This is a genomic window from Lacticaseibacillus suihuaensis (genome assembly GCF_054785075.1).
Window position 1 is genome coordinate 34,291 of the sequence record NZ_BAAGBJ010000010.1, and the last position, 19,107, is coordinate 53,397.

Genomic DNA, 19,107 nt, shown 5'->3' on the forward strand with positions numbered 1-19,107 from the left:
GGTTTTTTTCGGCGCAAGTCTTGCAAACGCGCGGTTGGTTCGGTATACTCGTTCTTGTTGTTGCGGTTGTAGTTTAGTGGTAAAACTCCAGCTTCCCAAGCTGGCGTCGCGAGTTCGATTCTCGTCAACCGCTTTTGGACTGGTGCGAAGGCGCCAGTTTTTTGTTACACGGGTCATCCCGGCCGTTGAGAGCGAGGATGCCGTGGCAGGGGTCCAGTGAGGTCGCGGTCGGTGCGAGCGGCCCTCCTGCGCGGCGGCGAGCGCTTGAGGCACAGCTGAATAATCGAGTGGGCTGAGGCCAACAAGAGTGGTACCGCGGGGTGACTCGTCTCTTTCAATTGAATTTGGAAGCGATGGGTCTTTTTTTGAGGAGGAGAACACATGGACTTTAAGCAAACAGTCAGCGCCGCCTTGCAGGCCGCGCTGGGCACGGATCTGGACGCCGCGACGATCGACGCGGCGATCGAAACGCCCAAGACGTCGGACCTCGGCGATTACGCCTTTCCGACCTTCGCCTTGGCCAAGCTGTACCACAAGGCACCCAAGGCAATCGCCGCCGAGCTTGCGGCCAAAATCGACGCCACCCCGTTCCAGGAGGTGCGAGCCGTCGGCGGCTACGTCAACTTCTTTTTGGACAAGGTCAGCTACGCCCATGCCGTGTTGACCACGATTGCCCAGGATCCGGCCCATTACGGTGAGCAGCGGCTGGGGACCGGCAACGTGCCGATCGACATGAGTAGCCCCAACATTGCCAAGCCGATGAGCATGGGTCACCTGCGCTCGACCGTGATCGGCAACGCCTTGGCCAACATCCTGACCAAGGTCGGCTACAGCCCAATCAAGATCAACCACCTCGGCGACTGGGGGACTCAGTTCGGCAAGCTGATCGTGGCCTACCGCAAGTGGGGTTCCGAGGCCGACGTCAAAAAAGACCCGATCCACTACCTGGTGCAGTACTACGTGCAGTTCCACGAGGAGGCCGAAAAAGACCCGAGCCTGGATGACCAGGCCCGGGCGGTGTTCAAGCAGTTGGAAGACGGCGATCCCGAGGTCCACGCCTTGTGGCAGTGGTTCCGCGACGAATCCCTCAAGGAATTCACCCGCATCTACGACATGCTCGGCGTGTCCTTTGACTCGTTCAACGGCGAGGCCTTCTACAACGACAAGATGGACGGGGTGGTGCAGGAGCTTGAAGACAAGCACCTGCTCAAGGCGAGTCAAGGCGCCGAAATCGTCGATCTCAGCGCCTACGACCTGAACCCGGCGCTGATCAAGAAGTCCGACGGCGCGACGCTTTACATGACCCGCGACCTGGCCGCCGCGTTTTACCGCCACCAGCAGTACAACTTCGTGCAGTCTTTGTACGTGGTCGGCGGCGAGCAGCGCGAGCACTTCGATCAGCTCAAGGCCGTGATTAAGGAGATGGGTTACGACTGGGCCGACGACATTCACCACATCCCATTTGGCCTGATCACCTCCGGCGGCAAGAAGCTGTCGACGCGCAAGGGTAACATCATCTTGCTGGAGCGGGTCTTGAACGACGCGATCGCGCTGGCCAAAAAGCAGATTGCCGAAAAGCACCCGGACCTCGCCAATGCCGACCAAGTCGCGCATGAGGTCGGCGTCGGTGCCGTGATTTTCCACGACCTCAAAAACGAGCGGCTGGACAGCTTCGACTTCAACCTGGAGGAAGTCGTGCGGTTCGAGGGCGAAACCGGGCCGTATGTCCAGTACACCAACGTCCGGGCCAACAGCATCCTGAACAAGACCGCGGTGCAGCCGGCCGCCGAAGTCGCCTTGACCGACGCCTCGGCCTGGGACGTCTTGAAGCTTCTGGGCGACTACCCGAACGTGATCGCTCGGGCGGCCAAGGCCTACGAGCCGTCGGTGGTGGCCAAGTATGCGCTGCGGCTGGCCAAGGCGTTCAACAAGTACTACGCCAACACCAAGGTGCTGGTTGACGACGCCGAGCTGCCGGCTCGCCTCGCCATGGTCAAGGCCACCTCGAGCGTTTTGACCGCCGCGCTGGCGCTTTTGGGCGTCGCCGCACCGGCCGAGATGTAAGGCGGTGAGCCGATGAACAAGACGGAGCGACAAACGGCCCTGGCGCGAATCATCAACCAAAAGGCCATCGGCACCCAAGACGAGCTCTTGACGGCGCTGCGCGAGGCCGGCATCGACGCCACTCAAGCGACGATCTCACGAGACATTCGCGAGATGCGCGTGATCAAGGCCCAAGATGCGACCGGCACCGTTCGCTACACGCTGTACCGCGGCGACTCGCAGTCGCAACTCGAGCGGCTGGGCGACTCCATCCGCGAGGTGGGGCTTGGCATCACCCGCGTCGAGTTCCTGAACGTGATCAAGACCCTGCCGAGCAACGGCAACCTGCTGGCGGCGATTCTCGATGAGATCAAGTTTCCCCAGGTGGTCGGCACCGTCGCCGGGCACGACACCATCGTGGTGATCAGCCCAAGCGTTGAGGCCGCCATCTGGTTCAACAAGCAGTACCAAAAGGCCTTCGCCTGACAAAACGCGGCCCCTTCCGGTTTCGGAAGGGGCCGCGTTTGGCATCGGCGGGGCTCAAAACGGCACGGGCATCGCAACGGTGCGGCGCAGGTCGCTCAGCGGCTGGGTGAAGCTCAGCGAATCGGCGTGAAGCATCAGCCGCGGCGTGACGTCATCGGCCGGACCGTACAGCGGGTCGCCCAGAATCGGGTAGCCAAGGCTGGCCAGGTGAACGCGTAGCTGGTGGGTGCGACCGGTTTCAAGCGTCAGCCGAACGCGGCAGGCGCTTACGCCGCGTTCAAGCACCCGGTAATGGGTGACGGCAGGCAGGCCGGTCGGCGTCACCAGGCGCTTGCGCTTGTCTTGGGGGTCAAGTCCGATCGGCGCCGTGATGGTGCCGGCGTCCGGCAGCCCCGGCCGCACCAGGGCGACGTAGCGCCGCGCCGCGGTTTTGTCACCCAGCTCCTGATTCAAGATGGCCTGCGTCAGCGGGTCCTTGGCAATTAAGGTCAATCCGGACGTCAGCATGTCCAGCCGGTGGGTGATGTAGGCCGGCGTCGGCGCCAGGTAGGCGGCCACCCGGTTCATCAAGGTGCCGGTTTCACCCGGCTGGTTGGGGTGGGGCTTCATGCCGGCGGGTTTGGCCACCACCAGCAGCTGGGCGTCCTCGTAGACCACCGCAAGCGGTCCGGGGTCCAGCTGGTACTGCGGTGCAGTCGGCGTCGTCAGGGTCAGGGTGACGCTGGCGCCGGCGGCAACGGGTTCGTTGAAGTTGCGGTAGGCCCCGTCGATTAGTACGGTTTTGGCCACCCGCAGCGCGTGGCGCGTGGTTTTGGGGACGCGCCAGGCACAGAGCATTGCGCGAACCGAGGCGGCCGGGGCAGTGGTGGTGGCGGCTAAGTGAAAGACTGGCATGGGGACTCCTTTATTGAGATTGTTAAAAATCGGCCTCAAGCACGACGGGGCCGGGCTTTGTCTGTGCTAGAATAGGCTCATTATGTGAAAGGGGGCGCGTGTGTGCTCAAGCAATTCTGGTCGGCGATCCGACCTTACCTCGCCAAGGCAGGCGGCGCAATCGCCTGGCTGTTTCGGCGCTTTCAGCTGATTCGCTGGGGCATTTTGATTGTGCTCCTGACTGTGCTCGGCCTGTCGACGTGGTTCACCTACAAGGCCAAAACCGCCGATGTGCAGGAGATCAAATCCAGCATGCAGACGCGAACCACCTATTACGATCAAGACGGCAAGCTCGCCGGCACCATGTACGGGCAAAAGGGCACGTACGTCGACCTCAAAGACATCTCGGTCAACGTCCAAAATGCGGTGATCGCCACCGAGGATCGCAGCTTCTATCACAACTGGGGCTTTGACATCAAGGGCATCTTACGGGCCGTCGTGGCGCTGGTCCTCAACCGCGGCCAGATCACCGGCGGCGGCAGCACCATCACCCAGCAGCTGGCCAAAAACACGCTGCTGTCGCAAAAGCAGACGTTTCTGCGCAAGGGCCAGGAGATTTTCCTGGCGGTTCAGCTAACCAAAGTGTACTCTAAGCAGGACATTTTGGCGATGTACCTGAACAACGCGTACTTCGGCAACGGCGTCTGGGGTGTTCAAGACGCGTCCAAGCGCTACTTTGGCAAGTCGGCCGCCGCCCTGTCGGCCAGCGAAGGCGCGACGCTGGCCGCCATGCTGCGCAGCCCCAGCTACTACAATCCCATCGATCACATGGACCACGCTGTCTCAAGGCGCAACCTGGTCTTGGACCTTGAGGTGGAAGCCGGCAAGCTGACCACCGCTCAGGCTGCGGCAGAGAAGCAAAAGGCGCTGACGCTCAAGGACACCTACACCACCGACAACGCGCAAAAGTACCCGTACTTCGTGGATTCGGTCATCGAAGAGGCCCGCAACAAGTACGGCATCGACGAGGACGCGATTGTCAACAAGGGCTACAAGATCTACACCACCTTGAACACCACCTACCAGACCCAGATGCAAGCGAGCTTCGACAACGGCTGGAACTTCCCGGCCAACGCCGCAGACGGCACCAAGGCCCAGGCCAGCTCCGTGGCCGTCGACCCCAACACCGGTGGTGTTTTGGCCGTGGTCGGCTCGCGGGGGCCGCACGTCTACCTGGGCTTCAACTACGCCACGCAGCTGCAGCGCTCGCCGGGTTCGACGCTCAAGCCGATGATGGTCTACACCACGGCGCTTGAAAACGGCTATTCCTACGACTCGACGTTGACCGACAAGAAGCTCAGCTACGGCAAAGACAACTACACGCCGACCAACGTCGATGGCATCTACCGCGGGTCGGTGCCGATGTATACGGCGCTGGCCGACTCGCTCAACGCGCCGGCGGTGTGGCTGATGAACCAGCTGGGCATCGACAAGGGGGTCGCCGAGCTGTCGCGCTTTGGCATCACGCTCAAAAAAGGGGACCAACACCAGCTGTCGACGGTGCTGGGCGGGGTGGCCAGCGGTTACTCGCCGCTGACCATGGCCCGGGCCTACAGCGTCTTTGCCAACGGCGGCAGCCTGCCGACCACGCACTTCATCACCCGCATCGTGGATGCCACCGGCCGCACCATCGTCGACAACACCAAGACGACCACCAAGCGCATCATCTCCAAGAGCGTCGCCAAGGAAATGACCAGCATGATGATCGGCACCTTCGCCGATGGCACCGGTCGCGCCGCCGCCCCGAGCGGCTACACGATCGCCGGCAAAACCGGCACGGTGGAGATTCCCAGCAGCTGGGGCTCTGGCACTCACGACAGCTGGGTGATCGGCTACACACCGGACGTCGTCGTCGCCACCTGGAGCGGGTTTGCCAACTCGGATGCCAAGCACTTCCTGGCACCTGGCAGCTCGAGTGCCACGCTGTTCAGGTCGCAGATGCAAAACATTTTGCCTTACACGCCAAAGACCGCCTTCAACACCAAGGACGCCAAGGCCCGAGCGACGCTGCAGACGCCGAATGCCGCAGACAGCGGCAGCGACGTGTGGGGGAGCCTGCAAGAAGGCATTCAAAATGGCATCGATTCGGCCAAAGATACCGTCAGCGGATGGTATAATGACATCAAGGGTTGGTTCAACTGACCCAAGCGGCTTGGCCGCGACAATGAGGAGGGCCTTATGGCAAACGTTTACGATACGGCGAACCAGCTGGCGGCGGATCTCCGCCAAAGCCAGCAGTTCCTGGACTTGAAGAAGTCCTACGACATGCTCAAGCTTGACGCGGTGGCTTACGCGCTGTTCAAGCAGTTCCAGGACCTGCAGACGGACCTGCAGCAAAAGCAGATGCAAGGCGTTGAGATCACCCAGGAGATGGTTCAACCGCTGCAAGACCTCGGCCAAAAGATGCAAAACATCCAGCCGATTCAGGACCTGATGGCTAAGGAACAGGCGCTGTCCGTCATGATGGACGACCTGAACCAGGTGATTGCCCAGCCAATCGCCGAGCTGTACCAAGACAAGCAGTAATCGCAAGCGCCAGGGCCTGATGGACCCGGGCGCTTTTGCGTTGCCCGTCAATTGTGGCCGCGCCGGGGAACTGGTAGAATAAGGGCAAGGCTTAAGAAAAGGTGACGACATGGCAAAACAAATTTTTGATTACCAAAACGGCGACGAGGTCAAGCTGGCGGTGCTGGTCAAGAGCGCAGACGTTCGCATGGCCAAAAGCGGCAAGAAATTCATTGCGTTCACGTTCCAGGACCCGTCCGGCCACATCACGGCCAAGTTCTGGGATGCAACCGAAGACGACATTCAGCAGTTCAAGCCGGGCGAGGTCGTGCTGTTGACCGGCAAGCGCGAGCTGTACCAGAACAACCCGCAGATCAAGCTGTACAGCCTGCGCCTGGCCACGCAGGAGGAGGGGAACGACCCGGCAGCCTACATGGAGCGGGCGCCCGAAACCGCCGCCGACATGGGCGAGGAGCTCAACAACTTCATCTTCGAGATCACCAACGCCAACTGGAACCGCGTGGTCAGAAAGCTGTTGGCCGACAACCGCCAGGCCTTTTTGACCTATCCGGCGGCCAAGTCCAACCACCACGCCTTCGCCGGCGGCCTGGCCTTCCACACGCTGAGCATCCTGCGCCTGGCCAAGGGCGTGGCGGCCCAGTACAAGGCGGTCAACAAGTCGCTGCTCTACGCCGGCGCGATTCTTCACGACCTGGGCAAAACCATTGAGCTCACAGGCCCCACCGCTACCGAGTACACCGTGGAAGGCAATCTGATCGGCCACATCGTGCTGGTCGACGAGGCGCTGGTTGAGGCCGCAACGCAGCTCAAAATCGACATCCACGCCGAGGACATGGTGCTGTTGCGCCACATGATTTTGGCCCATCACGGCCTGTTGGAGTACGGCAGCCCGGTGCGGCCGCAACTCTTGGAGGCGCAGATCTTGCACGACCTCGACGAGCTGGACGCGAGTGTCAACATGATGACTACGGTCTACCAGCACGTTGAACCCGGCACCTTCTCCGAGCGGCTGTTCGGCATGGACAACCGCCGCTTCTACCGCCCGACCAACGGGCAGACCTACCCAGACCCGCACTAAAGCCAAGCCAAAACCCCGGTCACAGCGACCGGGGTTTTTTGTCATCGGTTCAGTGGGGCAAACAAAAACCCCATCGCGGGATGGGGTTCAACGTGCTTAGTTGGAGGCAGCCGCGGAGGACGAGTTGCTCAGGTAGGTGGAGAGCACGTTCTTCAGGTCGCTGTCTTTGATGTTGACCTTGGCCTTGACCAGAACCTTCTTGATGATGCCGGTCATGACGGTTTCATCGCTTTGCCAAGTGGTGTAAAGCTGCTTGGTCAGCGTCTTCTTCAGGCTGGCTTCGGAACCCTTCTTCGGGGCCTTGATGGCGCGGATGATGTGGTAGCCGTAAGTCGTCTTGACCGGGGTGGTGGTGTACTCACCGGTCTTGAGCTTGATGGCGGCCGCCTTGAAGGTCGCATCCAGTTGGGTATCGGTGTTGTCAAAGGCGGTCAGCTTGCCGCCGTTGGACGCGGTCCCGGTATCCGTCGAGTACTTCTTGGCCAAGGTGGAGAAGTAAGCCGTGGTGTTCTTCTTCTTCAGCAGGTTGATGATCTCGGTGGCCTTGGACTTCTTGGCGACCAGGATGTGCTGAACGGTGATCTTCGGGTAGTAAGCCTTGTACTGCTTGTCCAGCTGCTTTTGGGTCGGCTTCTTGAGGTCCTTCAGCGCGACTTCGGACAGCAGGGAGGTCTTGATCTGATCCTTGAAGGACTTGGTGGTCAGGCTGGCCTGCGTCAGCGCGGCGGCGAAGTCTTGGCCCTGGGCCTCGTAGGACTTCTTCACCTTGTTGTACTGAGCGTTGACCTGCTTGGTCGTCACCTTCTTGCCGTACTGCTGCTCCAGGGCCTTTTGGACGATCATGTTCCGGAGGGTCGCTTCCCCGCCATCGCTAGAAGTCTTCATCTTCTCGTAGTACTCGTCCTTGGTGATCTTGGCGCCTTTCATGTTGGCAACCGTTGCGCTGCCGCTTGAGCAGCCCGCCAAGGCCGCTGCCAGAACTAAGCCAGCTAAGCCGGCGATCCATTTTTTCATCATGACACATCCTATATGTTTTGATTTTGCACGGTTTCAACTATAACACAAACGCCCAAAACGTGGGCTTTTTTCACAGAAGCTTCAAATTTGGCCGGCGGCATCCGAATCCGGCACCGCCTTTTCCAAGGTGTCGGTGATGGTGGCCAGGTGCTCGCCTAGGGCCTGGGTGTGGGCTTCGGTCTGAAACCCGAAGTCGGTCACCGCGTCCTCAATGGCCGCCACGTTGGGCTCAAGCGTGGTGTGAATCGTGGCTTGAAGCGCCGTTGCCGCCTTACCCAGGCGGGTGACGGCGGCGGCCACCGCGTCGGTGGCACCGGTGACGTCATCGACGTAGCCGGCGATGGCCTGCTGGCGATCCGGCCCCGTTTTCTTGGCCGTCAACAGCCCGTACAAGGTGCCGGCGGCGACGCCGAGTAAGAATCCCGTTGTGAATTTCATCTCACGCACCAACCTTTGCGCGGATGCCGGCGGCGATGGCCTCAAGCTGAGCCGACGTGTAATCCTTGGTGTGGTCGCCGAAGTGAATGCTGAAGTCATCGGCGGTCGAGTAGCGCGGAATCAGGTGAATGTGGGAGTGAAAGACGCTTTGGTAGGCGACTTCGCCGTTGTTGTTGAGGACGTTCAGCCCTTCGATCCGCGGGTCGCTGGCCTTGATCGCCCGGGCAATTTTGGGCAGCCGGGCGAACACCGCGGCGGCCAGGTCGGCGTCGTAGGCGAACAGATCCGGCACGTGAACCTTGGGTACCACCAGGGTGTGGCCAGGGGTGGCCTGGCTGATGTCCAGGAACGCCAGGACGGTGTCGTCTTCGTAGACCTTCACGCTGGGAATTTCGCCCGCGATGATTTTACAAAAAATGCAATCTGACATGCGTTTTCCTCTTTTCCTCGAATCACTGGCTGAGTGAGAATTTGATTTGATTTCATGCTATCATAAAAGTAACTGAAATCACAGACGAAAGCAGGTTCACACATGACCTTAACGCTGACAGACGTGACTGGCGGCTACGGCAACCTTCCAGTCCTCAAGCACCTGAGCTTCACCGTCCCGGATGGCCAGATTGTCGGGCTCATCGGCCTGAACGGGGCAGGGAAGTCCACCACCATCAAGCACATCATCGGGCTGTTGACCCCGACCGGGGGCAGCATCGCCATCGACGACACGACCCTGGCGCAGGACGCGGATACCTACCGCCGCGCGATCGCCTACGTGCCGGAGACGCCGGTGCTGTACCCGGAGCTCACGTTGCGCGAGCACCTGGAGCTGACCATGATGGCCTACGACCTGGAGCAGGCGGCGGCCTGGACTCGCGCCGACGCGATGCTGGCGAAGTTTCGCCTGGCCAACAAGCTGGATTGGTTCCCGGCCAAGTTCTCCAAGGGCATGAAGCAAAAGGTGATGATTGTCGCCGCCTTCATGGCCGAGGCCAAGCTGACCATCATCGATGAGCCCTTCACCGGCCTGGATCCGCTGGCCGTTCACGACCTCTTGGACCTGGTGGCGGCGCGGAAGGCGGCCGGCGGGGCGGTTTTGATGTCGACGCACATTCTGGCCACGGCCGAGCAGTACGCGGACGCCTTTGTGCTGCTCAAGGACGGCCAGGTTCGCGCCAGCGGCAGCAAGGCCGCGCTGCAGCAGGCCTTTGGCATGCCAGGGGCCAGCCTGGACGACCTGTACATGGCGATGACGAAAGAGGCAAGCAATGGGTGAACTGTGGCGCGGCCGGTTGCGCCGGCATCAAAAAACGCAATTCAAGTACCTGCAGTTCGTCTTTAACGACCACTTCGTCTTGGTGCTGGTGATTCTGGCCGGGGCACTGCTTTACGGCTACTCGCAGCTGGTTAAGACGCTGGCGGTGACCTGGTGGCTGCGGCCCTTGCTGGCCCTGATTCTCAGCGGCCTGCTGAGTCTGGGTAGCCTGGCGTCCTTGGCCCAGGCCGCCGATGCGACCTTCCTGCTACCGCAAACCGGGGCGTTCGCCAAGCTGCTGTTGAAGGCGCGGCACTACAGTCTGCTGTTGCCACTGGCGGTGTTGGCACTGGCCGCGGTGGCCACCGCCCCGATGCTTCAGGTGCTGGGACTTGAGCCGCTTGTGGGGGCAGGGTTGTTGGCCCTTGCACTTTGGGCCTTCAAGGACGTGGATCTGTGGCTGCAGCTGCTGCGCTTTTACCCCGCCTTTTTGCCGCGCTGGGCGAACCGCTGGCTGCTTTTGGCCATCGCCTTTGTTGCCAGTTGCGCCGGGCTGTGGCTGCACCCGGTGATCACCGCCGCGGTGGCGTTGATTTTGGACTTGGCGCTGCGCTGGCAGATTGGCGATCACTTCGAGGCCACCGGTCTGAACTGGCTGTCGCTGATTGGCTTTGAGGAGCGGCGGCAGGGGCGGCTGTACCGCTTCTACAACCTCTTCACCAACGTGCCGGGGTTGGGCGGCGGGGTTCGCCGCCGCCGCTACCTCGACGGGCTGTTGCGCCTGGTGCCCAAGACGCACGCCCACACCTGGGGATTTCTCTACCTGCGCGGCTTCCTGCGCCGCACCGAGTTCTCGGGGCTGGTGGTGCGGCTGTGGGTGATCGGCGCCGTGGTGTTGACCTTGGCCAAGCCGCTGTGGCTGGTGGCGCTTTTGGCCGCGTTGTTCGTCTACCTGGTCGGCTTTCAGCTGCTGCCTTTGGCCAAGGCCTCAGACGACATCGTGTTCACCCACCTGTACCCGGTCAGCCAGGCTGCGAAGACCGCGGCCTTTGGGCACCTGACGCTTGGCGTGTTGCTGCTGCTGGCGGTGGGCCAAAGCCTCGGGCTGCTGGCGCTTGGCCGCTGGGCCGCGGCCGGGGTGGCGCTTGGCGTCGGCGCGGCGTTGGCCTTTGCCTTTGCGGTGTGGTACGTGCCGCTGCGCCTGAGCAAGCAACCGCGCTAGCTTTTCGCGCGAAACGCCTTGACGTCGGGCGTTATTCGTGTAAGATTATTGTAGGAAATTAGTCAAACGACTCTTGTCGGGATACGCATTCTGCGCCGCGAGTAGGCCAGTCCTGCGGCACTCGAACCAAGGAGAAGCCTATGGATCTAGATTTGGAGCCCGGGTGGTCGCTGCAGCCAGTTGGCGGCACCACCGGCGGGGCCTTTATGGGCGTTTTTGCCCACGAGAAATTCTTTTTAAAACGCAATGCGTCCCCCTTCTTGGCGGCCTTATCCGTTGAGGGCATCACGCCCAAACTGATTTGGACCAAACGCATTTCAACCGGCGACGTGCTGACGGCGCAGGAGTGGCTCAACGGCCGCACCCTCACCCGCGAGCAGATGAATACCCCGATGGTGGCAGGGTTGTTGGCCAAGGTTCACCGCTCGACGCTTCTGAAGCGCATGCTTCAAAAAGTCGGCGGCCTGACCCAAACGCCCGAGCAGCTTCGCGCCCAGTACGTCGCGGACTTGCCCCAGGCGCTGCGCAAGCATCCCTTGGTGCTGGACGTGTCCAAGCGCCTGCGCCAGCTGCCGCCGCGGCCTCGGACCCTGTGGGTCTGCCACGGCGATCTCAACCACAAAAACTGGCTGTTGTCGGACGCCGAGAAGCTCTACTTGGTCGACTGGGACCAGGCCAGCTTGGGTGACATCGCCTTTGACCTCTCCGTGGTGCTGATTAACTACGTGCCTCGCGCCGAGTGGGGGGCGTGGCTGGCCGCATACGGCACACCGCTGTCGGCCGACCTGATGGCTCGCATCGAGTGGTACGGTCAGCTGCACCTGCTCAATGAGATCAAGCGCAACTACGAAAAGCAGCGCTACACCGAAATGAACCGCGCCTTGCTGCAGCTATCGCAGCTGGTGGCCAAATGAAACTCGCGGGCTGTGTCGTCTCGGCACAGCCCGTCTCTTATGTTCAGACTGGAGGACAACATGCGTTTACGAAACAAGCCCTGGGCGGCGCCTTTGATTGCGGCACATCCCGAGTACATCACCGTCGCCCCGGTTGGCATGCCGGGCAAGTGGCAGGCCAAGTTTGCGGTTAGCCAGCCGCTTTTTCTCGAGGTTGGCTCTGGCAAGGGCAAGTTCATTACGGACATGGCCCAGGCCCATCCCGACCAGAACTTCATCGCCCTTGAGATTCAGGAGGTGGCGATTGCCTACATCCTGCGCAAGCAAGTCGAGCTGAAACTGCCCAACCTGCAGCTGATTCTGGGCGACGGCGCGGATCTGACCGATTACTTCGCGCCGGCCGAGGTCGCCGGCGTCTTCTTGAACTTCTCCGATCCCTGGCCGAAGTCCAAGCACGTCAAAAGACGCCTGACCTACGCCAGCTTCTTGGCGCAGTACCAGGCGATTATGGCCCCAGGGGGCAGTCTTCAGTTCAAAACCGACAACCAGGGGTTCTTCGAGTACTCGCTGGTCAGCATGAACAACTTTGGCATGCAGTTCGACTTAGTGGCGCTTGACGTGCATCAGGATCCGCGCATCGTCGCGAACGTCGAAACCGAGTACGAGCACAAGTTCTCGGCCAAGGGCGGCCGCATCCACGAGCTGGTTGCACACTTCAAGAACGCTTGAGCGACAGCAGCTCACCGGATTGACTGACGGTGAAGGCGAAGGTGTTGTTGGCGGTGGTGATGCCGCCGCGATAGGTCGCCACCAGGTGGTCTTCCACCCAGCCGGCGTCCGGCGTCATGTTAATCCAGCCGCCGGTTCGCGTGGTCGAATCGGCAATCTGCGAACTGACCTTTTTGAACAGGCGGTTGGGCAGAAAGTGGTGCCAGTAATAGGCGTAAGCGCGGGTCGTCGCGAAGCTGGCGGCGGTGGCCACCAGCGCGGCGGCCGCGACGTAATGCAGACGTTTGGCCATGTGAGTCCCTCTTTTCTGTGGTTGCACTAATTATAATCCAGAAGTACACTGGCTGCATTGTCAAACGCGCCGAAATCGTGTATGATTCACTTGTAAAACGTAAGTGAAAGGACGAGGACTATGCAAAAATTTGATTCCAACGAGAAGATTCTGGCCGCGGCCAACGCCGCCGGCAAGAAGATGCTGTTCTTCAGCGCCGACTGGTGCCCAGATTGCACCTTCATCAAGCCGGCGATGCCGGCGATTGAGGCCGAGTACCCGGATTACCAGTTCATCTACGTCGATCGCGACGAGAACATCGAAATCGCCCAAGACAAGGGCGTCATGGGCATCCCCAGCTTCATCGCCATCGAAGACGGCAAGGAAATCGGCCGCTTCGTGAACGGCGACCGCAAGACCCGCCAGGAAGTTGAGACGTTCATCAACGGTCTGCCGGCTTAATTAAGGAGGAAACGACACTAATGTTGATCACCAGTGTGAACCAGTTGGCGTGGGGCGACACCCTCGTGGCCGTGCTTGGCCCGGACACCGCGGTCCAAACCACCCGGACGGCCAAGGACATCGTGGGCATTTACGATGAAACCGGCGCGGCCTTGGGCTTCAATTTTTTCCACGCCAGTCAGTGGGTTGGCCCGCTCGCCCAAGCCGGTCAGATTTTCCTGACCGAGGCCCAGGTTGCGGCGCTGAACCAGGCGCTGCAACAGGCGGGGCTCGATGGCACGCTTGCGGTCGACGGCTCGCACCTGGTGATCGGCAAGATTGTCGGCTTTGAGCCGCACCCGGATTCCGATCACCTGCACATCACGCAGGTGGATCTAGGCGACCGCACCGAACAGATTGTGTGCGGGGCCCCGAATGCGGCGCTTGGGCAAACCGTGGTTGCGGCGCTGCCTGGCACCATGATGCCGGACGGCAAGCTGATCTGGCCCGGTGAGCTGCGCGGGGTGGCCTCTGCAGGAATGCTTTGCGCCGCCCGGGAGCTCGCGATTCCCGGGGCGCCGACCCAGCGCGGCATCTTGATTATGCCCGACGATTTGGCCGCCGGCACCCCGTACGATGCGGCGCTGGCTTCGCAGGTCGTCGCCTCGCAGCAGCACTAGCTTCACCATACCGCCGACTGGTTTCGGCGGTTTTTTGATTGGGGCCGGGCAACCTATGTTAAAATTGGGTCATTAGTGAAAATGGGAGTTGATGAGATGCCGCACTACGATGGTCCGGCGTTCAACCGGGAACCACAAAAAATTGAGCCGGCGTATCCGCTGCCCAAGCGCATGCAACGGGAGCCGAAACCGCACCAGGCCAAGCCGGCGACCGCAAGCGAGCCGGCAGGGACGGCGGGCCGTCACTCGATTGACCCCTTGGCGGCCCTGATTGCGGTGCCCAAAAGCCACCACCGCACCAAGCGGCCGGCAATCGACTACGCCGCCATCGTGACGGCGCTGCGGCCGAGCGAAGCCGACCTGTTTTTGATTGAAACCGGCGCCGCGGATGCGACCATTCCGGCGGCACCCGCGGCCGGTGAAGCTGCCGCAAGGGTTGACGCGCTGGCCAGCGGCGGTGCGGCGTCGAACACTGGCTCAACGGCCCCAAGCGCCTCGGCTGCGGCCGGGCAAGCAGCGGTGACGACACGGCCGACTACCGTTGTGGTCGGGGAGGCAGCGCCGACCGCGCCGGCAGTCGAAACGTCGGCAGCCGAAACGCCGGCAGTCGAAACGCCGGCAGCCGCAACGTCGGCAGCCGAAACGCCGGTGACCGCAACGTCGGCAGCCGCAACGTCGGCAGTCGAAACGTCGGCAGCCGAAACGTCGGCAGCCGAAGCGCCGGCAGCCGAAACGCCGGTGACCGCAACGGTGACCGAGCTGCTTGCGGCGGGCCAGCCGCTGCCGACTGACCCGGAGCTGAAGTCACAGCAGCGGGAGCGCCCGCTTCAGCGGCCGTCCAAACTACCGAATCCCTACGCGGTGCGGAATTCCGTTCGCGACTACCTGAAGGCCAAGAAGGCGGCCAAAAAGGGCCAGGCGGCCGCTGGCCCAGCGCGGGAGCGACCGGCCGGCTCGCCGGCCTTTCAACCGCTGACGTCGCCGGTGGGGACCCCGGTTCAAGCCCAAACGCCGGTCAGTGACCACCCCCAGACGCCGCCAACGATCACGGCCGCCGGACGGCCGGCGGCCACCGGGGAAGAAACGAGCGCCGACGTCGCCACGCTGCCACCGAGTGCGGCCGCGGTGACGTCGCGCGAGCCTGCGCCAGCCAATCCGCAGTCTGATTTGCCGGCTCAACCGCAGCTTGAGCCACATCCCGCGGCCGAATCGTCAACGACTCTGGCCGCGCAGTCGCCACAACCCACGCCGGCTCAACCGCAGGCGGCTTCGGCCGGCGAAGCGGCGGCACAGGCGCCTTACCAGATGCCGCCGCTGAGCTTGCTGGCCGATCCGGTAGTTGAGGACCACGCGGCGCTTGAGGGCTGGGTTACGGCCAAGGCGGCCCAGCTGGACGAGACGCTGACCGCCTTTCACGTTGAGGCGCATACGGTGGCCCACACCGTCGGGCCGACCGTGACGCAGTTTCAGGTCGCGCTTGAGCCCGGGGTCAAGGTCAACAAGATCACCAACCTGACCGATGACCTGAAGCTCGCCCTGGCCGCCAAGGACATTCGCATCGAGGCGCCGATTCCTGGCAAGTCGACGGTTGGCATCGAAATTCCCAACCTGCACCCGCGGCCGGTGATGCTCAAGGAGGTCTTGAACTCGCCGCAGTTCCAAGACGCGGCGTCGCCCTTGACGGTGGCGCTTGGGGTTGACTTGTTCGGTCAGCCTCAGGTCACCACGCTGGACAAAATGCCGCACGGGCTGATTGCCGGGGCCACCGGCTCCGGGAAGTCCGTGTTCATCAACTCGCTTTTGACGTCGCTGTTGTACAAGGCGACGCCGCAGCAGGTGCGGCTGCTTTTGATCGACCCCAAGGCGGTGGAGCTTGCCGTCTACAACGGGTTGCCGCACCTGGTATCGCCGGTGGTGTCCGATCCCAAGGCCGCAAGCGCGGCTTTGAAGTGGGCGGTCGACGAGATGGAGGAACGCTACCAGAAGCTGGCTGCGGCCGGGGCCCGCAACCTCAAGCAGTTCAACGACATGGCGGTGGCTCACGGCGACTTTGGGCTGGTGCTGCCGCACATTGTGATCATCGTCGACGAGCTGGCCGACCTGATGATGGTGGCGGCCTCGGAGTTCCAGGACTACATCGCCCGGATCACGGCCAAGGCCCGGGCAGCCGGGATTCACCTGATTGTTGCGACCCAGCGGCCGTCCGTGGATGTGATCACCGGGACCATCAAGAACAACATTCCGACCCGCATCGCCTTCATGGTGGCCAGCCAGGTCGACTCACGGACCATCATCGACCACAACGGGGCCGAGCGTTTGCTGGGCAAAGGTGATATGCTATACCTTGGCAATGGCGCCAGTCAGCCGATTCGGCTGCAGGGAACGTTCGTCGACCGCGAAATCGAGGCCGTCGTCGACTTCGTCAAGCAGCAGCGAGCGCCGCAGTACCTGTTTTTGCCCGACAAGCTGGTCGCTCACGCCAACGCCGTAGAGGCGCAAGACGCGCTTTTCCCCGAGGTCTTGAAGTACCTGGTCGGGGAGAAAAACGTCTCGACATCGAAGCTGCAGCGCGTCTTTTCCATCGGGTATAACCGCGCCGCCAACCTGATCGACGAACTGGAGATGCGCCACTACATCTCGCCGGCCAACGGCTCCAAGCCGCGCGACGTCTACTTCAACAAGGAAGACCTGCCGGATCCAATCGATTAATCCGCACAGTAAGAGGGGAACACATTTTGACAGAAACTGATTACTTCATCGGCATCAAGGGCTCGGGCATGAGCGCCTTGGCCGAGATTTTGAACGACCTGGGCCACCACGTCCTGGGGTCCGACATCACCCAGTACACCTTCACCCAGCGCGGTCTGGCCGCGGCCGGCATCGAGATGCTGCCGTTCGATGCGGCCAACATCAAGCCGGGTTACACCATCATCTGCGGCAACTCCTTCACGGACGAGCACCCCGAAGTGCAGGCGGCCAAGCGCCTGGGCCTGCCGTTTTACCGCTACCACGAGTACCTCGGCAAGCTGCTGGCCAACTACACCAGCATCGGCGTCGCCGGGGCCCATGGCAAGACCAGCACCACCGGACTACTCGCCCACACCCTGAGCGGCATCGACAAGACCTCTTACCTGATCGGCGATGGCACCGGCAAGGGGACGCCGGACTCGAAGTTCTTCGTCTTTGAGGCCGACGAGTACCGCCGCCACTTTTTGGCCTACTCGCCGGATTACCTGATCATGACCAACATCGACTTCGATCACCCGGATTACTACACCGGCATCGAAGACGTCTACTCGGCCTTCGAGGCGGAAGGCAAGCAGGTCAAAAAGGCGATTTTCGCCTGGGGAGACGATCCTTGGCTGCGCAAGCTGGACGTCGATGTGCCGGTGTACTACTACGGCGAAAAGGACACGGACGACTTCGTGGCCAAAAACATCAGCCGCACCACCACGGGCTCAAGCTTCGACGCCTTCCACGAAGGCAAGCTGATCGGCCACTTCTTCGTGCCGCTGTTCGGCGACCACAGCGTGTTGAACGCGCTGGCCGTGGTCGCGGTCGGCTTCACCGAGCAGCTGGACGCCGATTACATTGCGCGGGAGCTGGCCAGCTTCGCCGGGGTTAAGCGCCGCTTCTCGGAAAAAACCATGGGTAACGCCGTGATCATCGACGACTACGCGCATCACCCAAGCGAGATCAAGGCGACGCTTGATGCCGCGCGGCAGAAGTACCCGGACAAGCAGGTCGTGGCGGTTTTCCAGCCGCACACCTTCTCGCGAACCATCGCCTACCTCGACGAGTTCGCTCAGACCCTGAGTGCCGCCGATGCCGTGTACGTCACGCCGATTTTCAGCTCCGCGCGTGAGCAGTCCGGCAGCGTCTCGGCCGAAGACCTCGCCGCCAAGATCAAGCAAGGCGGCCACGTCATTGAACTCGCCGACATGTCGCCGCTTTTGGACTACGACAACGCGGCCTTCGTCTTCATGGGGGCCGGCGACATCCAAAAATACGAGGTCGCCTTCGAAAACCTCCTGTCCGACGTCTCACCCAAGGCCAACTAGCGCCTGACCAAAAACCACCGCTGCGGTGGTTTTTTGAGTTCGCCGGAGGCGCTGCGAACCGGCGCGGCGTGGCCGAAGACCGCACCGGGTTCGGTTCTTGCAGTCGCCGGGCTTGTTGCGGGCAAAATCGGTCTAAGGTCCGGCTGACAAATTGGGGCAAGCTGGTATAATGGATGTTATAACAACGAAGAGAGGACTGATACGATGGAAGAACGTCGTGTTGTCAATGAAACTGGCGTGGCGGGCTTTTTCAACCGCGTGTACGCAACCGTGGGGATCGGCATCGGGGTCACCGGCCTGATCTCCTACCTGCTGGGCAGCGTGTTTCAGACCCAGTACCTGAACGCGATCAACCAGCATCCGGTGGTCTTTTACGTGCTGATGCTGCTGCCTTTGATCCTGTCGTTTGTGATCAATAACAAGGCGGCCCGCACCAACACCAGCTACGCCACGGTGGTGTACCTGCTGATCACCGCAGCGTTCGGCTTCACCTACGCGTCGATCTGGCTGATCTACCCGACGGCCAACATCACCGCCGCGCTGTTCACCACCGCCATCGTCTTCGTGTCGATGTCGGTGTTCAGCCGCATCACCAACCGTGACTTGAGCCGCCCCGGCGCCATCGCTGGCACCGCCTTGTGGGGCGTGATTCTGATGAGCCTGGCCAACATGTTCTTCATGCACTCAAGCGGCATGAGCCTGCTGATCGCCTACGCGATCTTGGTCATCTTCATCATCCTGACGGCCTGGGACAACCAGGCACTCAAGCGGATGTACCTGACCGCCGATGCCAGCGGCCAGGCGACCTATAGCATGGGGGCCCTGGCGGTTCAAGGCGCCTTGATGCTTTACCTGGACTTTCTCAACCTGTTTCTGGCGATTCTCCAGATTTTCGGCGGTTCCGACCGCAACTGATGCACAGACCCTGACCGCGCCGCCTCGGCGCGGTTTTTTGGTGTCCAAGCCCAGCGTCTGAATCGCTGCCGCCTGGAACGTGGTCGGTGAGGCTTCTTGTTGCGGGGCAATTAGACACCTGGATT

At 61.7% G+C, this 19,107-nt stretch carries 19 protein-coding genes and 1 tRNA gene; 15 read left to right on the plus strand and 5 right to left on the minus strand.

The features are described 5' to 3' along the window. The first annotated feature begins 62 nt into the window (after positions 1–62). From ACYVRZ_RS09510 to ACYVRZ_RS09520, 3 genes are all read left to right on the plus strand, one after another. Positions 63–133: transfer RNA gene (locus ACYVRZ_RS09510), tRNA-Gly, on the plus strand. Positions 134–381: 248 nt separating this feature from the next. Beyond that, complete coding sequence (argS, locus tag ACYVRZ_RS09515; RefSeq protein WP_461226377.1) at positions 382–2,064, plus strand: arginine--tRNA ligase; 1,683 nt, start codon at positions 382–384, stop codon at positions 2,062–2,064. Between the two features lie 12 nt (positions 2,065–2,076). Further along, the gene (locus tag ACYVRZ_RS09520; protein WP_262314864.1) at positions 2,077–2,529 is read left to right on the plus strand and encodes an arginine repressor; all 453 of its coding nucleotides are present in this window, start codon (positions 2,077–2,079) and stop codon (positions 2,527–2,529) included. Between the two features lie 54 nt (positions 2,530–2,583). Here the strand turns inward: ACYVRZ_RS09520 and ACYVRZ_RS09525 are convergent, their stop codons facing one another. Next, positions 2,584–3,423, minus strand: a complete 840-nt coding sequence (locus ACYVRZ_RS09525) for an RluA family pseudouridine synthase (protein WP_461226378.1) — start codon at positions 3,421–3,423, stop codon at positions 2,584–2,586. 102 nt (positions 3,424–3,525) lie between these two features. On the opposite strand from ACYVRZ_RS09525, the gene ACYVRZ_RS09530 reads away from it, so the two are divergent. The 3 genes from ACYVRZ_RS09530 to ACYVRZ_RS09540 all read left to right on the plus strand — a co-directional run bounded on the left by ACYVRZ_RS09530 (position 3,526) and on the right by ACYVRZ_RS09540 (position 7,066). Next, the gene (locus ACYVRZ_RS09530; RefSeq protein WP_461226379.1) at positions 3,526–5,604 is read left to right on the plus strand and encodes a PBP1A family penicillin-binding protein; all 2,079 of its coding nucleotides are present in this window, start codon (positions 3,526–3,528) and stop codon (positions 5,602–5,604) included. A gap of 36 nt (positions 5,605–5,640) precedes the next feature. Next, a complete protein-coding gene (locus ACYVRZ_RS09535; protein WP_262314862.1) occupies positions 5,641–5,988 on the plus strand; it encodes a YlbF family regulator in 348 nt (115 codons plus the stop codon). A gap of 109 nt (positions 5,989–6,097) precedes the next feature. Continuing rightward, the gene (locus tag ACYVRZ_RS09540) at positions 6,098–7,066 is read left to right on the plus strand and encodes a 3'-5' exoribonuclease YhaM family protein (RefSeq protein ID WP_461226381.1); all 969 of its coding nucleotides are present in this window, start codon (positions 6,098–6,100) and stop codon (positions 7,064–7,066) included. Between the two features lie 96 nt (positions 7,067–7,162). Here ACYVRZ_RS09540 and ACYVRZ_RS09545 read toward each other — a convergent pair whose 3' ends face one another. The 3 genes from ACYVRZ_RS09545 to ACYVRZ_RS09555 all read right to left on the minus strand — a co-directional run bounded on the left by ACYVRZ_RS09545 (position 7,163) and on the right by ACYVRZ_RS09555 (position 8,951). Next, positions 7,163–8,080: a peptidylprolyl isomerase gene (locus tag ACYVRZ_RS09545; RefSeq protein ID WP_262314860.1), complete on the minus strand. Its 918-nt coding sequence runs from the start codon at positions 8,078–8,080 to the stop codon at positions 7,163–7,165. An 84-nt stretch (positions 8,081–8,164) separates the two neighbouring features. Then, positions 8,165–8,521, minus strand: coding sequence for a YtxH domain-containing protein (locus tag ACYVRZ_RS09550; RefSeq protein ID WP_461226383.1), 357 nt, complete (start codon positions 8,519–8,521; stop codon positions 8,165–8,167). 1 nt (position 8,522) lies between these two features. Further along, positions 8,523–8,951, minus strand: a complete 429-nt coding sequence (locus ACYVRZ_RS09555; RefSeq protein WP_461226385.1) for an HIT family protein — start codon at positions 8,949–8,951, stop codon at positions 8,523–8,525. Between the two features lie 102 nt (positions 8,952–9,053). Between ACYVRZ_RS09555 and ACYVRZ_RS09560 the strand changes: the two genes are divergently transcribed. The 4 genes from ACYVRZ_RS09560 to trmB all read left to right on the plus strand — a co-directional run bounded on the left by ACYVRZ_RS09560 (position 9,054) and on the right by trmB (position 12,614). Then, a complete protein-coding gene (locus tag ACYVRZ_RS09560) occupies positions 9,054–9,791 on the plus strand; it encodes an ABC transporter ATP-binding protein (RefSeq protein ID WP_461226387.1) in 738 nt (245 codons plus the stop codon). Next, positions 9,784–10,992, plus strand: a complete 1,209-nt coding sequence (locus ACYVRZ_RS09565; RefSeq protein ID WP_461226389.1) for an ABC transporter permease — start codon at positions 9,784–9,786, stop codon at positions 10,990–10,992. The genes ACYVRZ_RS09560 and ACYVRZ_RS09565 overlap by 8 nt, the downstream gene beginning before the upstream one ends. A gap of 140 nt (positions 10,993–11,132) precedes the next feature. After that, entirely contained in the window at positions 11,133–11,906 is a 774-nt protein-coding gene (locus tag ACYVRZ_RS09570) for a phosphotransferase family protein (protein ID WP_461226391.1), read from the plus strand. A 60-nt stretch (positions 11,907–11,966) separates the two neighbouring features. Further along, positions 11,967–12,614, plus strand: a complete 648-nt coding sequence (trmB, locus tag ACYVRZ_RS09575; protein ID WP_262314854.1) for a tRNA (guanosine(46)-N7)-methyltransferase TrmB — start codon at positions 11,967–11,969, stop codon at positions 12,612–12,614. Here the strand turns inward: trmB and ACYVRZ_RS09580 are convergent. Further along, positions 12,601–12,906: a hypothetical protein gene (locus tag ACYVRZ_RS09580; protein ID WP_461226393.1), complete on the minus strand. Its 306-nt coding sequence runs from the start codon at positions 12,904–12,906 to the stop codon at positions 12,601–12,603. The two genes, trmB and ACYVRZ_RS09580, sit on opposite strands and share 14 nt — an antisense overlap. A gap of 120 nt (positions 12,907–13,026) precedes the next feature. On the opposite strand from ACYVRZ_RS09580, the gene ACYVRZ_RS09585 reads away from it, so the two are divergent. The 5 genes from ACYVRZ_RS09585 to ACYVRZ_RS09605 all read left to right on the plus strand — a co-directional run bounded on the left by ACYVRZ_RS09585 (position 13,027) and on the right by ACYVRZ_RS09605 (position 18,982). Further along, entirely contained in the window at positions 13,027–13,347 is a 321-nt protein-coding gene (locus tag ACYVRZ_RS09585; RefSeq protein ID WP_225047006.1) for a thioredoxin family protein, read from the plus strand. Between the two features lie 20 nt (positions 13,348–13,367). Beyond that, positions 13,368–14,006 carry a YtpR family tRNA-binding protein gene (gene ytpR / locus ACYVRZ_RS09590; protein WP_461226395.1) on the plus strand — a complete coding sequence of 213 codons (639 nt, stop codon included), beginning with the start codon at positions 13,368–13,370 and terminating at the stop codon, positions 14,004–14,006. A 96-nt stretch (positions 14,007–14,102) separates the two neighbouring features. Further along, positions 14,103–16,715, plus strand: a complete 2,613-nt coding sequence (locus ACYVRZ_RS09595) for a DNA translocase FtsK (protein ID WP_461226397.1) — start codon at positions 14,103–14,105, stop codon at positions 16,713–16,715. Between the two features lie 26 nt (positions 16,716–16,741). After that, complete coding sequence (murC, locus tag ACYVRZ_RS09600) at positions 16,742–18,067, plus strand: UDP-N-acetylmuramate--L-alanine ligase (RefSeq protein WP_461226399.1); 1,326 nt, start codon at positions 16,742–16,744, stop codon at positions 18,065–18,067. Positions 18,068–18,271: 204 nt separating this feature from the next. After that, on the plus strand, positions 18,272–18,982 hold the full coding sequence (locus ACYVRZ_RS09605) for a Bax inhibitor-1/YccA family protein (RefSeq protein WP_461226401.1): 711 nt from the start codon (positions 18,272–18,274) through the stop codon (positions 18,980–18,982). Positions 18,983–19,107 lie beyond the last annotated feature (125 nt).

What these genes read in the sequence shown, in the direction of transcription:
- argS (WP_461226377.1), top strand. Translation starts at nt 382, where the DNA reads ATGGACTTTAAGCAAACAGTCAGCGCCGCCTTGCAGGCCGCGCTGGGC.
- ACYVRZ_RS09520 (WP_262314864.1), top strand. Translation starts at nt 2,077, where the DNA reads ATGAACAAGACGGAGCGACAAACGGCCCTGGCGCGAATCATCAACCAA.
- ACYVRZ_RS09525 (WP_461226378.1), bottom strand. Translation starts at nt 3,423, where the DNA reads ATGCCAGTCTTTCACTTAGCCGCCACCACCACTGCCCCGGCCGCCTCG.
- ACYVRZ_RS09535 (WP_262314862.1), top strand. Translation starts at nt 5,641, where the DNA reads ATGGCAAACGTTTACGATACGGCGAACCAGCTGGCGGCGGATCTCCGC.
- ACYVRZ_RS09540 (WP_461226381.1), top strand. Translation starts at nt 6,098, where the DNA reads ATGGCAAAACAAATTTTTGATTACCAAAACGGCGACGAGGTCAAGCTG.
- ACYVRZ_RS09545 (WP_262314860.1), bottom strand. Translation starts at nt 8,080, where the DNA reads ATGAAAAAATGGATCGCCGGCTTAGCTGGCTTAGTTCTGGCAGCGGCC.
- ACYVRZ_RS09550 (WP_461226383.1), bottom strand. Translation starts at nt 8,521, where the DNA reads ATGAAATTCACAACGGGATTCTTACTCGGCGTCGCCGCCGGCACCTTG.
- ACYVRZ_RS09555 (WP_461226385.1), bottom strand. Translation starts at nt 8,951, where the DNA reads ATGTCAGATTGCATTTTTTGTAAAATCATCGCGGGCGAAATTCCCAGC.
- ACYVRZ_RS09560 (WP_461226387.1), top strand. Translation starts at nt 9,054, where the DNA reads ATGACCTTAACGCTGACAGACGTGACTGGCGGCTACGGCAACCTTCCA.
- ACYVRZ_RS09565 (WP_461226389.1), top strand. Translation starts at nt 9,784, where the DNA reads ATGGGTGAACTGTGGCGCGGCCGGTTGCGCCGGCATCAAAAAACGCAA.
- ACYVRZ_RS09570 (WP_461226391.1), top strand. Translation starts at nt 11,133, where the DNA reads ATGGATCTAGATTTGGAGCCCGGGTGGTCGCTGCAGCCAGTTGGCGGC.
- trmB (WP_262314854.1), top strand. Translation starts at nt 11,967, where the DNA reads ATGCGTTTACGAAACAAGCCCTGGGCGGCGCCTTTGATTGCGGCACAT.
- ACYVRZ_RS09580 (WP_461226393.1), bottom strand. Translation starts at nt 12,906, where the DNA reads ATGGCCAAACGTCTGCATTACGTCGCGGCCGCCGCGCTGGTGGCCACC.
- ACYVRZ_RS09585 (WP_225047006.1), top strand. Translation starts at nt 13,027, where the DNA reads ATGCAAAAATTTGATTCCAACGAGAAGATTCTGGCCGCGGCCAACGCC.
- ytpR (WP_461226395.1), top strand. Translation starts at nt 13,368, where the DNA reads ATGTTGATCACCAGTGTGAACCAGTTGGCGTGGGGCGACACCCTCGTG.
- ACYVRZ_RS09595 (WP_461226397.1), top strand. Translation starts at nt 14,103, where the DNA reads ATGCCGCACTACGATGGTCCGGCGTTCAACCGGGAACCACAAAAAATT.
- ACYVRZ_RS09605 (WP_461226401.1), top strand. Translation starts at nt 18,272, where the DNA reads ATGGAAGAACGTCGTGTTGTCAATGAAACTGGCGTGGCGGGCTTTTTC.